The following is a 14,466-nucleotide window of genomic DNA, read 5'->3' on the forward strand; positions in this document are numbered from 1 at the left end:
TGGGCACGCTTCGCCTTGCCCACCCTACGAGACCTGCTCTGCCGACCTACCGCGCCTTTTCCTTCAGAAACGCGATGATATCAGCACGATCCTGGGCGTCCGGGACGTCGAAAAACATCTTGGTTTCCGGCACCATGGCCTGCGGTCCGGCCAGCCATTTGTCGAGATTGTCCTCGGTCCAGACGATCCCTGAGTTCTTCAGATCGGCCGAATAGTCATAGCCGGGCACGCTGCCCGCCTTGCGACCGACCACGCCCTTGTGCATCGGGCCGACAGCGTTCTCATTGATGGAGTGACAATCTGCGCAGCCCTTGTAGAGCGTTTGGCCGCGCGCGACGTTGCCGGTGGCGTGGGCAAGCCCCGTCGAGAAAACGATCGCGACGATGGTGAGGACCAGGCTTACGGTGAGGACTAGGCTTGCAAAACTTTGCTGTTGGACGGGATTGGACCGGACGTTCATGAGATCTCCTGCTTGCGTCGCCGCAAACAGGATCGTCCGGCCCGAGTTTTATTCCCGTCCGCTGGACGCGGCTTAAGCGCCCGCGTCCATATCGCCCGCCTCGCGCTGGCCGCTGAGCCAGAGTGCGAGCAGCGTCCAGAACGCGCCTGACAGCAGATAGGCACCCGACGCGATGACGCCGAGATTGGTGGCGAGCAGAAGCGCGACCAACGGCGCGAAGCCGGCACCGAACAGCCAGGCCATATCCGAGGTCAGCGCGGAAGCCGTGTAGCGGTACGCCTGCCGGAAGTTCGAGGCGATCGCGCCAGAGGACTGGCCGAAGGAGAGACCCAGCAGGATGAAACCGATCACCATGTAGATGGTCTCACCGAACGCGCCGGCATCGAGCAGCTGCGGAGCAAAACCGCTGTAGATCGCGATCGCAATGGCCGATCCCATCAGCAGCGATTTGCGGCCGACGCGGTCGGCGATGATGCCGGAGGCGACGATCGCCGCGACGCCGAACACGGCGGCGACGATTTCGATGATCAGGAAGCGCACCGGGCTTTCGCGGGTGAACAGGAACACCCAGGACAGCGGAAACACCGTGACCATGTGGAACAGCGCGAAGCTTGCGAGCGGCGCAAACGCGCCGAGCATGATGTTGTGGCCTTCGCGTGCGACAGTTTCGGAAATGCGCGAGGGCTGGAGATCGCGATTTTCGAACAGCGAGGCATATTCTTCCGTCGTCACCATGCGCAGGCGCGCGAACAGCGCCACGACGTTGATGGCGAAGGCAACGAAGAACGGATAGCGCCAGCCCCAGTCGAAGAAGTCGTCGGCCGACAGGTTGCCGGCGAAATAGGCGAACAGCGCGCTCGCCACGATCAGCCCGAGCGGAGCGCCGAGTTGCGGCACCATGGCGTACCAGCCCCGCTTCGAAGCCGGCGCATTCAACGCCAGCAGCGAAGCCAGACCGTCCCAGGCGCCGCCCCAGGCCAGACCCTGCGCGATACGCGCCAGCGCCAGCAGCCAGATCGCCGCAACGCCGATGTCGTGATAGCCGGGCAGGAACGCGAGCGCGACGGTGGCGGTGCCGAGCAAGAACAGCGCCGAGACCAGCTTGGCGGTTTTGCCGTACTCGCGATCGACCGTCATGAAAATGACGGTTCCGATCGGCCGGGCCACGAAGGCCAGCGCGAAGATCATGAAGGAATAGAGGGTGCCGGTCAGCTCGCTGGTGAACGGGAACACGAGGCGCGGAAATACGATCACCGAGGCGATCGCATAGACGAAGAAGTCGAAGAATTCCGAGGTGCGGCCGATGATAACGCCGATGGCGATCTCGCCGGGACTGGCCTGGTCGTGGCCGTGCTCGCCCGAGTGGATATCTGCCATTGCGGGGGTCTGTGCCGTCGCCATTCGTGCGCCCTTAACGTCCTGAAAACCAAAGCCGACCGCCCGGCGGGGCGCCAGGCAATCTGCCCCTGTCTGACCCAACATTCCGCACTGCAACATTGGACAAATTGTCCAATGTCCGGATTGCTGCGTCGCAGCTACCCCTTGGGCCCGCAAAGGAAACTCATTCTCATAAGGCTCGGCCCGTGTCCCGTCTCAAGATCCTGGCGCTACTACCTCTGGCAGCTGCGCTCAGTGGCTGCAACTACGTCGTGCTGGCACCTGCCGGCGATATCGCAGCGCAACAGCGCGACCTCGTCATCATCTCCACCGTCCTGATGCTCCTGATCGTCGTCCCCGTGATGGCGCTGACAGTGCTGTTCGCCTGGCGCTACCGCCAGTCCAACACCTCGGCCCGCTATGAGCCGGATTGGGACCACTCGACCAAGCTCGAGCTGGTGATCTGGTCGGCGCCGCTGCTGATCATCATCTGCCTGGGCGCGCTGACCTGGATGGGCACGCATCTGCTCGACCCCTACCGCACGCTCGGCCGCATCCATGCCGACCGCGCCCTCGACCAGTCCAAGGCCCCGCTTGAGGTCGATGTCGTCGCGCTCGACTGGAAGTGGCTCTTCATCTATCCGGACTACGGTATCGCCACCGTCAACGACCTGGCGGCTCCGGTCGATCGTCCGATCAACTTCCGCATCACCGCGTCTTCGGTGATGAACTCGTTCTACATCCCCGCACTCGCCGGCCAGATCTACGCGATGCCGGGCATGGAGACGAAGCTCCACGCCGTGGTGAACCACGCCGGCACCTACAAGGGCTTTTCGGCCAACTACAGCGGCGCCGGTTTCTCCGGCATGCACTTCAACTTCCAGGGCCTCGACGACAAGGGCTTTGACGCCTGGATCGCCAGCGCCAAGTCCGCCGGCGGCTCGCTCGGCCGCGCCGAATATCTCCAGTTGGAGAAGCCCAGCCAGAACGAGCCGGTCCGCCGCTGGGGCACCATCGATTCCGATCTCTACCGCCTGATCCTCAACATGTGCGTCGAGACCGGCAAGATGTGCCAGAGCGAGATGATGGCGATCGACGCCAAGGGCGGCAACGGCCATGAGGGCCTGAACAACACCCTGCCGCTGGCCTACGACAAGTACGCCCGCCGCGGCAGCGCGCTCGGGCCGGAGCCGACCTTCGTCGCCGGCACCTGCACGCCCGATGCGCCGCAGGGCAAGACCACCGCCTCGATCACGGCACCCACCGACACCGCGCCGCTGCTCGGCGCCGGCCTGAAGCGGCCGACCTTCACGCCGCTGAAGTCCTCGTCCTTCTTCCTCGGACAGCGTCCGAAGTCAGACTCCTAAAGAGATCCCGCATGTCTCCTGATCTTCTCAAGCTCATCTTCGGCCGGCTCGGCCTCGAATCGCTGCCGTTGCACGAGCCGATCGTCGTCGGCACCTTCGTGGTGGTCGCGCTCGGCGGCGCCACGCTGCTCGCCGGCCTCACCTATTTCCGCCTCTGGGGCTATCTCTGGCGCGAATGGTTCACCACCGTGGACCACAAGCGCATCGGCATCATGTACATGATCCTCGGCATCGTGATGCTGCTGCGCGGCTTCGCGGACGCGCTGATGATGCGCGGCCAGCAGATGCTCGCGTTCAACGGCTCCGAAGGCTATCTCAACGCCCATCACTACGACCAGGTCTTCACCGCCCACGGCGTGATCATGATCTTCTTCGTGGCGATGCCGCTGGTGACGGGCCTGATGAACTACGTCGTGCCGCTCCAGATCGGCGCCCGCGACGTGTCGTTCCCGTTCCTGAACAATTTCAGCTTCTGGATGACGGTCGGCGGCGCGGTGCTGGTGATGGCCTCGCTGTTCATCGGCGAATTCGCCCGCACCGGCTGGCTGGCTTATCCGCCGCTGTCGAACATCGGCTACAGTCCTGATGTCGGCGTCGACTATTACATCTGGGCGCTGCAGGTCGCCGGCGTCGGCACGACCTTATCCGGCATCAACCTGATCTGTACCATCGTCAAGTTGCGGTGCCCGGGCATGACCATGATGAAGATGCCGGTCTTCACCTGGACCTCGCTCTGCACCAACATCCTGATCGTCGCCTCCTTCCCCGTTCTGACCGTCGTGCTCGCGCTGCTCTCGCTGGACCGCTACGTCGGCACCAACTTCTTCACGAACGATTTCGGCGGCAGCCCGATGATGTACGTGAACCTGATCTGGATCTGGGGCCACCCCGAGGTCTACATCCTGGTTCTCCCCGCCTTCGGCATCTTCTCGGAAGTCACCTCGACCTTCTCCGGCAAGCGCCTGTTCGGCTACACCTCGATGGTCTACGCCACCGTGGTCATCACCATCCTGTCGTACCTGGTGTGGCTGCACCACTTCTTCACGATGGGCTCTGGCGCCAGCGTCAACTCGTTCTTCGGCATCACCACGATGATCATTTCGATCCCGACGGGCGCGAAGATGTTCAACTGGCTGTTCACGATGTATCGCGGCCGTATCCGCTACGAGCTGCCGATGTTGTGGACGATCGCCTTCATGCTGACCTTCGTGCTCGGCGGCATGACCGGCGTGCTGCTCGCGGTGCCGCCGGCCGACTTCGTCCTGCACAACAGCCTGTTCCTGATCGCGCACTTCCACAACGTGATCATCGGCGGCGTGGTGTTCGGCGCGTTCGCCGGCATCAACTACTGGTTCCCGAAGGCGTTCGGCTTCAAGCTCGATGTGTTCTGGGGCAAGCTGTCGTTCTGGTTCTGGGTCGTCGGCTTCTACCTCGCCTTCATGCCGCTCTACGTGCTCGGCCTGATGGGCGTGACCCGCCGCCTGCGCGTGTTCGACGATCCGTCTCTCCAGATCTGGTTCGTCATCGCCGCGATCGGCGCCTTCCTCGTCTTCCTCGGCATCCTCAGCATGCTGATGCAGTTCGCGGTCTCTTTCCTCAAGCGCGAGCAGCTCAAGGACGTCACCGGCGATCCCTGGGATGCGCGCACGCTGGAATGGGCGACCTCCTCGCCCCCGCCGGACTACAACTTCGCCTTCACCCCCGTCGTTCACGACAATGACGCGTGGTGGGACATGAAGAAGCGCGGCTACCAGCGTCCGCTCACCGGGTTCAGGCCGATCCACATGCCCAGCAGCACCGGCACCGGCATCATTCTCGCCGGCTTCGCCACCGCGATGGGATTCGGCCTGATCTGGTACATCTGGTGGCTGGCGGCTGCGAGCTTCATCGCGATGCTCGTCGTCGGGATCGGTCACACCTTCAACTATCACCGCGACTTCGACATTCCGGCTGAAGACGTCATCCGGACCGAGGACGCGCGTACCAAACTGCTGGCCGGAGCCAAGTAAATGACTGTTGCTGTCAATCCCGCCCAGACCGGCGAGCCGCTCTTCTATCTCGCCGACGAACACCCGCATCCGGAAGGCTACAGCACCTCGCTCGGCTTCTGGATCTATCTGATGAGCGACTGTCTCATCTTCGCGATGCTGTTCGCCGCCTTCGGCGTGCTCGGCGGCAACTACGCCGCCGGCCCCGCCCCGAAGGACCTGTTCGAGCTGCCGCTGGTCGCGGTGAACACCTCGATGCTGCTGCTGTCGTCGATCACCTATGGCTTTGCCATGCTGACGATGCAGCAGAACAAGATCGCCCAGACCCAGATGTGGCTGGCGATCACCGGCCTGTTCGGCCTCGCCTTCATCGGCATCGAGCTCTCCGAGTTCGCCCACATGATCCATGAAGGCGCGACGCCGCAGCGCAGCGCCTTCCTGTCCGCCTTCTTCACCCTGGTCGGGACCCACGGCCTGCACGTCTCCTGCGGCCTGATCTGGCTGGTCACGCTGATGGTGCAGGTCTGGAAGTTCGGCCTGATCGAAGCCAACCGCCGCCGCCTGATGTGCCTGTCGATGTTCTGGCACTTCCTCGACGTGGTCTGGATCGGCGTCTTCACCTTCGTCTATCTCCTGGGAGTTCTGCGATGAACACCGATACCCACGCCGCCCACGCAGACGGCCATCACCACGACGACGGCCACGCCCACAGCACGTTCTCGGGCTACATGCTCGGCTTCGTGCTCTCGGTGGTGCTCACCGCGATCCCGTTCTGGCTGGTGATGAGCGGCACGCTGCCGAGCAAGCAGATCACCGCGCTGGTCATCATGGCCTTCGCGGTCGTGCAGATCGTCGTGCACATGATCTACTTCCTGCACATGAACACCAAGTCCGAGAACGGCTGGAGCATGATGGCGCTGATCTTCACCATCGTCATGGTGGTGATCGCGCTGTCCGGTTCGCTGTGGGTGATGAACCACCTCAACAGCAACATGATGCCGATGCACGAGATGACGGGAATGAAGTGAGCGAGATCCGGACCGTGACGAGCGAGGCAGAGGACGCAGGCCGCAAGGCTGCGCGTCCGCGCCTGTGGCTCACGGTCCTCTCGCTTGCGGCATTTGCACTTCTGATCGCACTCGGCATCTGGCAGATCGAACGGCGCGCCTGGAAGCTGGCGCTGATCGACCGCGTCGAGCAGCGCGTCCATGCCCCGGCCCAGCCGATGCCGTCGCCCGCGGCCTGGCCGACCGTCTCCACCGCAAACGACGAATACAGGCACGTCAGCGTCACCGGCCGTTTCCTGCATGACCGCGAGACGCTGGTTCAGGCCGTCACCGAGGAAGGCCCCGGCTATTGGGTGCTGACGCCGCTTCAGCGCGGCGACGGCTCGCTGGTCCTGGTCAATCGCGGCTTCGTGCCGTCCGAGCGGCGCGACGCATCGACGCGCCAGAACGGCAATCCGGACGGCCAGGTCGAGATCACCGGCCTGCTCCGCATGACCGAGCCGAAGGGCGGATTCTTGCGGAACAACGTGCCCCAGCACAACCGCTGGTACTCGCGGGATGTCACCGCGATTGCGGCAACGCGCGGCCTCCACGATGTCGCGCCCTTCTTCATCGATGCTGACGGCGGATCACAAACCACCGGCGGGCCGATCGGCGGATTGACCGTGATCCGCTTTCCCAATAACCACCTGATCTATGCGCTGACGTGGTTTGCCCTGGCGTTCATGCTGGCCGGTAAACTTCTCGTCACATTCGGCGGCGGGCTGTTCCGCCGCAAGCGCTTCGTCCACGAACCGGCCGGCGGCTCCGATGCCACCGCCCGCAGGACGGGATCAGATGCTGGAACGATCGTCGAATCTACCTGACGACGGAATGACGCATGACGCCGTCACGCTGCAATCGCAGGCGGACGCGCGCAGCGAGCTGATCGGCGTTGCGCCGACCGACGACGAGACCAACCGCAAGAACATGGCGCTGCTGATCCAGCTGCGCTGGACCGCGGTGGTCGGCCAGATCGTGACCATCGGCGGCGTGCATTTCGGCCTGGGTATTCCCCTGCCATTGGAACGGATGGGCGCGGTGATCGGCGCGCTGCTGCTGCTCAACGTCTCCAGCCTCGTATGGGTGCGCCATCGCGCGGCGATCACCAACAACGAGCTGCTGGTCGCCTTGATGCTCGACGTCGCCGCACTGACCGCGCAGCTCTACCTCAGCGGCGGCGCCACCAATCCCTTCACCTCGCTGTTCCTGCTCCAGGTCACGCTGGGCGCGGTGCTGCTCGATGGCCGCTCGACCTGGTCGCTGGTCGCGCTGACCTGCGCGAGTTTCATCTGGCTGACCATGGCCTACCGGCCGCTCGACCTGCCGCCGAACCCGATCAGCGAGGCCTACAGTCTCACCGTGACCGGCATGCTGCTGGGCTTCGTCCTCAACGCCGTGCTGCTGGTCGTGTTCGTCACCCGCATCAACAGGAACCTGCGCGAGCGCGATGCGCATCTGGCGGCACTGCGCCAGCATGCGGCCGAACAGGACCACATCGTCCGCATGGGCCTGCTCGCCTCCGGCGCGGCGCATGAGCTCGGCACGCCGCTCGCCTCGCTGTCGGTGATCCTCAGCGACTGGCGCCGCATGCCCGATCTCGCCGCCGATCAGGAGCTTGCCGAGGATCTCGCGGAGATGGAGACCTCCCTGCAGCGCTGCAAGACCATCGTGACGGGCATCCTGGTGTCGGCGGGCGAGGCGCGCGGCGAAGGCTCCTCGCCGACGACGGTGACGGCCTTCGTCACCGCGCTGGTGGACGAGTGGCGCGACGCGCGCTCGGCCCGCACGCTCTATTTCGTCAACACGTTCGGCGAGGACGTCGCGATCGTCTCGGACGTCGCGCTGAAGCAGGTGATCTTCAACGTGCTCGACAATGCCTATGAGGTCTCGCGCGAATGGGTGGAGCTGCTGGCCGAGCGCGAGGGCGACAATCTCGTGCTGTCGATCAGCGATCGCGGCCCCGGCTTTGCGCCGGAGATGCTGGCGCAGCTCGGGAAACCCTATCACTCGAGCAAGGGCCGCGCCGGCGGCGGGCTTGGCCTGTTCCTGGTGGTGAACGTCGTGCGCAAGCTCGGCGGCAGCGTGACCGCCGAGAACCACAGGAAGCGCGGCGCCACCGTCCGCCTGACGCTGCCGCTCGCAACGCTTGCGATCGGAGGAAATTTTGACGCCTGACCGTTCGCTCATCGTCGTCGAGGACGATGCCGGCTTCGCGCGCACGCTGAAACGCTCGTTCGAACGCCGCGGCTACGACGTCGTCCTCGCAGCTTCGATCGAAGAGGTGCGGAAGGTGCTGGAGGAGCGATCCTTTGGACACGCGGTGGTCGATCTCAAGCTCGGTGGCGCCTCGGGCCTCGCCTGCGTCGAGCTGCTGCACACGCACGATCCGGAGATGCTGATCGTGGTGCTGACCGGCTTTGCCAGCATCTCCACCGCCGTCGAGGCGATCAAGCTCGGCGCCTGCCATTACCTGGCAAAGCCGTCGAACACCGACGATATCGAAGCCGCCTTCAACAAGGCCGAAGGCAACGCCGAAGTCGCCCTCGATGCACGGCCGACCTCGATCAAGACGCTGGAATGGGAGCGCATCCACCAGACGCTGATCGAGACCGATTTCAACATCTCGGAGGCGGCAAGAAGGCTGGGCATGCACAGGCGCACACTGGCAAGGAAGCTCGAGAAGCGGCCGGTGAAGTAGATCGCTCCTTGTCACTTCGTAGGGTGGGGTAGCGAAGCGTAACCCACCACTTTTCTTTCCTCGGCAGCCGAAGTGGTGGGTTACGCCAGCGGACTGCGCTTCGTGCAGCCGCTAACCCACACGACAAAGCCACGAATCCAAAAACAAAAAGCCCGGCCGACCGGCCGGGCTTTTGATTGCTTGCGATCGACGCTGCGAGACGCTTACGCGGCCTCGTCGGCGACGGCGGTGTCGTCGCCATCGGTATCACCGTCGGCATCCGCCTCGCCCTCGCCGTCAGCGGCTTCCGCCTTGGCGTTGGCGCGGCGCGGGCTCTTGGCGAGCTGGGCCTCGATCTCCTTGACCGCTTCGGTCTCGGTCGAGTGCTGCACAACCGCGATCTCGCGGGAGAGACGATCGAGCGCCGCTTCATAGAGCTGGCGTTCAGAGTACGACTGCTCGGGCTGCGACTCGGAACGGTAGAGGTCGCGCACGACTTCCGCGATCGCGACGATGTCGCCCGAATTGATCTTTGCTTCGTATTCCTGGGCGCGGCGCGACCACATGGTGCGCTTGACGCGGGCGCGGCCCTTCAGCGTCTCCAGCGCCTTCTTCACCAGCGCGGGGTCGGACAGCTTGCGCATGCCGACGTTGGCGACCTTGGCGGTCGGCACGCGCAGCGTCATCTTGTCCTTGATGAAGTTGATGACGAACAGCTCGAGCTTCGCACCGGCGATCTCCTGCTCCTCGATGGCCAGGATCTGGCCGACGCCGTGAGCGGGATAGACGACGAATTCGTTGGCCTTGAAGCCCTGACGCTGGGTCACGACCTTCTTTTCCTCGACCTTCGGCGCGGCAGCCGCGGGCTTCACGGCCGGCTTGGCAGCGACAGGAGCCTTGGCAGGAGCAGCAGCAACGGGAGCCTTCGGCGCGGCCGGCTTGGCGGCGGGAGCCTTGGCAGCAGGAGGCTTGGCAACGGTCGCTTTCGCGGCCGGTTTGGCAGTCTTGTTAGGCATTGCGCTTCTTTTGTTCTTCGAGGACTTTGCAGCCGGTGCCTTCGTCGCGGTCCGACCCTTGGATGCGCTACGGCTGGCCGCGGCGACTTTTTTGGCCTCCTTATGGGAAGCCCTCGCTGAAGTACTCTTTTTACGCGTTTTCTGTGACACAGCCTGCGCGCGGAAACTGCCACGCCCCTGTTCGACATTTGGTTTCACGGGAACCCAGCGGGGCCAACGGGGCTGACGGGTTCTGCTTAATGTGCTGAATATAGCACATTTCCCGCAAAAATCAATGATTTAGGGACTTTTGTGACTGGTTTTCGGCGCTGACGAAGGTATTAGGGTTAAGTTTGGGCGCGAATTAGTCCCCCGAGCCCGGGTTCGGAGAAAAATATTTCTCGAACTTGCCTTCCTGACCGTCGAATTCCTTCGCGTCGGGGGGCGATTCTTTCTTCTGGGTGATATTCGGCCAGCTTTTGGCGTAGTCGGCATTGACCTGGAGCCACTTTTCCAGACCCGGTTCCGTGTCCGGCTTGATGGCGTCGGCGGGGCATTCCGGCTCGCACACGCCGCAGTCGATGCATTCGTCAGGGTGGATGACGAGCATGTTGTCGCCTTCGTAGAAACAATCGACCGGGCAGACCTCGACGCAGTCGGTGTACTTGCACTTGATGCAGTTTTCAGTGACGACGTAAGTCATCCAACGCTCCGAAAAGCTCTTTTAAAAGTCGCGGCTTGCGTAGCGCGGATGGCCCGGCGCCGCAAGGTCGGGAACGGCCGATCATGACGGCTTTACGCGTTTGATCGACCAAGAAATGAACTAACAGCGCAATTAATTGCGCCGAGAACTTTGATTGCCTTCGCTCAGCTCCTCGTAGAGCACGCGGGCCGAGGCGGCATCGCCGCGGCGCTCGTTGAAAGCGGTTACTTTCAGCACGCGCACGGTGCGATCGAGCGCGATGGTGATCACGTCGCCGATCTTGATCGCATGGCCCGGCGACTTTTCGCGCTCACCGTTGACGCGGACGTGGCCGGACTCAACGAGCTCGGCCGCGGAGGTGCGCGCCTTCACCACCCGCGCGTGCCACAGCCATTTGTCGAGGCGCTGCCGCTCGGTCGTGGGATCACTCCTTGCGACCGGACAGCTGCTCTTTCAGCGCGGCGAGCTTTGCGAAGGGCGAGTTCGGATCGGCCGGACGATCGCGCTCGCGCGGGTTCGCGCTCGAGGCGTAGGGGCGCAGCGAGGGACCGCCCTGACGGTCGCGGCCCTTGTCGCGGTCGCGACCGCGATTGTCGCGGCCCTTGTCGCGCTCTCCGCCAAACTTGCCCTTGTTGCGATCGCGATCCTTGTTGTCGCGATCCTTGCCTTCGAAGCGGCGGTTCCTGTCGTCGCGCCCCTCTTGGCGCGGCGCACCTTCGGCGCCACCTTCGCGCGGCTTGCGGAAATCCCTGCCGCCATCGCGGCGATGACCGCCGTGACGATGACGCTCGCCGCGCTTCTCGCCGTCAGCAGCTTGCGCTGCTTCGCCTTCCGCTGGTGCAGCACCCGCCTCTACGCCCGCCTGCGGGCGCTGATTGTGGTGACGCTGGTGGCGATGGCGCTCGTGGCGCGGCTTGCGATCCTCGTGGCGGCCGCCGGGACGCCAGACCTCGACGAGCTCGGCAGGCGCAGCGGCAGCCTCGACTGGCGCAGCAGCATCAGCGGATGCGGCGGCTTCCGTTGCAGCAGCCTCGGCAGGGGCGGCTTCCACAGCCTCGGTGGGCGCAGCAGCAGCCTCTTCCGCCGGCGGCGCGATGCCTGGGGCATCCTCGGGCGTGACGGGGGCATCAGGCGATGCTTCGAGCGCCGGCTCTTCATGCGCGGGCTCGTCGTGCTGCTCCATGCCGGGCGCGTCCTCGACGGTGACGGGCTCGGCGGCGGCTTCGATCGCGGTGTCCGCGCTTGCGGCGACATCATCGGTCGCCGTCGATTCAGTCGGAGCCTCTGCGCTTGCTTCGGCCGCCGGCGTCTCCGCGGCAACAGCCACCGGCTTCGGCGGCAGCGGCGCACGCTTCTCCATGCGATAGCCGAGCGCGCGCAGCACCGAGGCGAAATCCTCGCCGGCCGAGCCGGTGAGCGAGGTCATCGCCTGCGTCACCACAAAGCTCCGGCCATCGAACGCGCCGGCGGGCTTTTCGCCGGGCGAGTTGTCGCGCCAGGCCAGCGCCGGGCGGATCAGATCGGCAAGCCGCTCCAAGATATCGACGCGCACGGCGCGCTCGCCGGCCTGCTTGTAGCCGAGCACGCGATAGGCATCGCGCGGCAGCTGCTTGTCGACCGGGAACGAGGTGCGGCCCGAAGATGCCAGATGCTGCGCGCCCGACAGCGACGACAGATCGACATTGTCCTGCTTCAGCGCCCACAGCAGTGCGGCCAGCGCGCGGCCGGCGGGCTTGAGCAGGCCGGGGAAATAGATGTGATAGGCGCCGAAGCGGACGCCATATTTGCGCAACACGGCGCGCGAGGGCTGGTCGAGATCCTTCAGCTCGTTGGCGATCTTCGGGCGCTCGAGCACGCCGAGCGCCTCGACCAGCTGATAGGCGATGCCGCGGGCAATGCCGGTGACGTCCTCGGCCTTCGACAGCTCGAACATCGGCCCGAGCAGCTTTTCGATATGCGTCTTGAGCCAGAGCTCGAGCCGGGCCTGCACCTTCTCACGCGGCGCACCGGTAAGGCGCTCGTCGGAGATGATGCGGATGCGCGGCTGCAGCGCCTCCTCTGCGGCAGACAGGCGCGCCACGGCATCGCCGGTCCAGCGGATCGTGCCTTCCGAGGTCAGCACGAACTGATCGTCCGGCGCATTGCCCAGTTTTTCGGCGCGCGCGTTGATCTCGCCGGCGAGCACCGCTTGCGCTGCAGCCTGCAAGGCTTTCGCATCGGAGCCTGCTTCCGCCGCATCCGGTGCAAAGGTGAAGCCATCGAGGCGGCCGATGACATGGCCTTCGACGATGACTTCGCCGGTCTTGCCGATTTCAGTATTCAAGCTCGTGTTCTCCCGCAGGCGGCGCATCAATACACTGGTCCGGCGATCAACGAAACGCTCAGTCAAGCGTTCATGGAGCGCATCCGATAATTTATTTTCGACCTCGCGGGCGATCCCCTGCCAGCGTTCGGGGTCTTTCAGCCAGTCCGGGCGGTTGGCGACGAAGGTCCAGGTGCGGATCTGAGCGATCCGGGCCGACAGCGTGTCGATGTCGCCGTCGATGCGGTCGGCCTGGTCGACCTGGGCCGCGAACCAGGAATCGGGGATGCAGCCCTTCTGCATCAGGAAGCCGTACAGCGTGGTCACGAGCTCGGCATGGGCGGCCGGCGACAGTTTTCGGTAATCCGGGACCTGGCAGGCATCCCACAGCCGTTCCACGGCGGCCTTGCCATGCGCGATATCGCGCACCTCGACGTCGCGGGCGGCGTGATCGAGCACGCGCATGTCCTCGGCGATCGGCGCGCGCGTCAGCGCCTCATGGCCGGGCGACTGGTTCAGCGACACCTGGAGCGCGCCGAGGGAGGCGAAATCCAGCTTCGAATTGCGCCATTGCAGCATCTTCACGTTGTCGAAGGTGTGGTTCTGCAGCGCGTTGACGAGCTCGGGCTCGAACGGCCCGCAGCGGCCCGTCGTCCCGAAGGTCCCGTTGCGCGTGGCGCGGCCCGCGCGCCCGGCGATCTGCGCGAATTCGGCCGGCGTCAGGCGGCGGAACTGGTAGCCGTCGAACTTGCGGTCGGAGGCGAAGGCGACGTGGTCGACGTCGAGATTGAGGCCCATGCCGACGGCGTCGGTGGCGACGAGGTAGTCGACGTCGCCGTTCTGGAACATCGCCACCTGCGCATTGCGCGTGCGCGGGCTAAGCGATCCCAGCACCACGGCCGCGCCGCCATGCTGGCGGCGGATCAGCTCGGCGATGGCGTAGACCTCGTCTGCGGAGAAGGCGACGATGGCGGTGCGGCGCGGCTGGCGCGTGATCTTGCGGTCGCCGGCGAATTCCAGCTGCGACAGGCGTGGCCGCGTGATCATGGACACGCCCGGCAGCAGCCGCTCGATGATCGGGCGCATCGTGGCCGCGCCCAACAGCAGCGTCTCGTCGCGGCCGCGACGGTTGAGGATGCGGTCGGTGAAGACGTGGCCGCGTTCGAGATCGGAGGCGATCTGGACCTCGTCGACGGCGAGGAAGGAGACGTCGAGGTCGCGCGGCATCGCCTCGACGGTGGAGACCCAATAGCGCGGGTTCTTCGGCTTGATCTTCTCCTCGCCGGTCACGAGCGCGACCGCCTCGCTGCCGACCCTGGCTGCGATCTTGTTGTAGACCTCGCGCGCGAGCAGCCGCAGCGGCAGCCCGATCAGCCCCGAGGGATGCGCGAGCATCCGCTCGATGGCGAGATGGGTCTTGCCGGTGTTGGTCGGCCCGAGCACCGCAGTGACGCCCGCGCCGGGTGCGCGCTCGGAGGCGAAGGGGGAGGAGGAGAAGGCCATGTCTGGGGATTAGGTAGTCGCGATTTGGGCGAATGTCAGTGCCGT

The 14,466-nt window shown here is 64.8% G+C and carries 12 protein-coding genes and 1 pseudogene; 7 read left to right on the plus strand and 6 right to left on the minus strand.

All coding sequences use genetic code 11. The annotated features are described in order from the left end of the window. Positions 1–46: 46 nt before the first annotated feature. On the minus strand, positions 47–460 hold the full coding sequence (locus BJ6T_RS00740; RefSeq protein WP_014490365.1) for a c-type cytochrome: 414 nt from the start codon (positions 458–460) through the stop codon (positions 47–49). Positions 461–532: 72 nt separating this feature from the next. Beyond that, positions 533–1,861 (minus strand): MFS transporter, encoded by a 1,329-nt coding sequence (locus BJ6T_RS00745; RefSeq protein WP_014490366.1) that lies wholly within the window; start codon positions 1,859–1,861, stop codon positions 533–535. Between the two features lie 182 nt (positions 1,862–2,043). On the opposite strand from BJ6T_RS00745, the gene cyoA reads away from it, so the two are divergent. From cyoA to BJ6T_RS00780, 7 genes are read left to right on the plus strand one after another with little or no spacing between them, the layout of a single operon-like run. Continuing rightward, positions 2,044–3,204 (plus strand): ubiquinol oxidase subunit II, encoded by a 1,161-nt coding sequence (cyoA, locus tag BJ6T_RS00750; RefSeq protein ID WP_014490367.1) that lies wholly within the window; start codon positions 2,044–2,046, stop codon positions 3,202–3,204. 11 nt (positions 3,205–3,215) lie between these two features. Then, positions 3,216–5,213, plus strand: coding sequence for a cytochrome o ubiquinol oxidase subunit I (cyoB, locus tag BJ6T_RS00755; RefSeq protein ID WP_014490368.1), 1,998 nt, complete (start codon positions 3,216–3,218; stop codon positions 5,211–5,213). Beyond that, positions 5,214–5,843: a cytochrome o ubiquinol oxidase subunit III gene (gene cyoC / locus BJ6T_RS00760; RefSeq protein WP_014490369.1), complete on the plus strand. Its 630-nt coding sequence runs from the start codon at positions 5,214–5,216 to the stop codon at positions 5,841–5,843. Continuing rightward, on the plus strand, positions 5,840–6,220 hold the full coding sequence (gene cyoD, locus BJ6T_RS00765) for a cytochrome o ubiquinol oxidase subunit IV (RefSeq protein ID WP_014490370.1): 381 nt from the start codon (positions 5,840–5,842) through the stop codon (positions 6,218–6,220). Before cyoC ends, cyoD begins: the two co-directional genes overlap by 4 nt. Further along, positions 6,217–7,065 carry an SURF1 family protein gene (locus tag BJ6T_RS00770; RefSeq protein WP_014490371.1) on the plus strand — a complete coding sequence of 283 codons (849 nt, stop codon included), beginning with the start codon at positions 6,217–6,219 and terminating at the stop codon, positions 7,063–7,065. The genes cyoD and BJ6T_RS00770 overlap by 4 nt, the downstream gene beginning before the upstream one ends. Further along, positions 7,037–8,416: an ATP-binding protein gene (locus tag BJ6T_RS00775; protein WP_028170100.1), complete on the plus strand. Its 1,380-nt coding sequence runs from the start codon at positions 7,037–7,039 to the stop codon at positions 8,414–8,416. The genes BJ6T_RS00770 and BJ6T_RS00775 overlap by 29 nt, the downstream gene beginning before the upstream one ends. Beyond that, positions 8,406–8,939, plus strand: a complete 534-nt coding sequence (locus BJ6T_RS00780) for a response regulator transcription factor (RefSeq protein WP_014490373.1) — start codon at positions 8,406–8,408, stop codon at positions 8,937–8,939. The genes BJ6T_RS00775 and BJ6T_RS00780 overlap by 11 nt, the downstream gene beginning before the upstream one ends. A gap of 203 nt (positions 8,940–9,142) precedes the next feature. Here the strand turns inward: BJ6T_RS00780 and BJ6T_RS00785 are convergent, their stop codons facing one another. The 4 genes and pseudogenes from BJ6T_RS00785 to BJ6T_RS00800 all read right to left on the minus strand — a co-directional run bounded on the left by BJ6T_RS00785 (position 9,143) and on the right by BJ6T_RS00800 (position 14,421). Continuing rightward, positions 9,143–9,934 carry a CarD family transcriptional regulator gene (locus BJ6T_RS00785; protein ID WP_014490374.1) on the minus strand — a complete coding sequence of 264 codons (792 nt, stop codon included), beginning with the start codon at positions 9,932–9,934 and terminating at the stop codon, positions 9,143–9,145. 343 nt (positions 9,935–10,277) lie between these two features. Next, a complete protein-coding gene (fdxA, locus tag BJ6T_RS00790) occupies positions 10,278–10,616 on the minus strand; it encodes a ferredoxin FdxA (RefSeq protein WP_014490375.1) in 339 nt (112 codons plus the stop codon). Positions 10,617–10,748: 132 nt separating this feature from the next. After that, positions 10,749–11,030 (minus strand): annotated as a pseudogene (locus BJ6T_RS00795) (RNA-binding S4 domain-containing protein); the annotation flags it as partial. A gap of 10 nt (positions 11,031–11,040) precedes the next feature. Continuing rightward, the gene (locus BJ6T_RS00800; protein ID WP_014490377.1) at positions 11,041–14,421 is read right to left on the minus strand and encodes a helicase-related protein; all 3,381 of its coding nucleotides are present in this window, start codon (positions 14,419–14,421) and stop codon (positions 11,041–11,043) included. Positions 14,422–14,466: the final 45 nt, after the last annotated feature.

This window comes from Bradyrhizobium japonicum USDA 6, assembly GCF_000284375.1.
Lineage (GTDB): Bacteria > Pseudomonadota > Alphaproteobacteria > Rhizobiales > Xanthobacteraceae > Bradyrhizobium > Bradyrhizobium japonicum.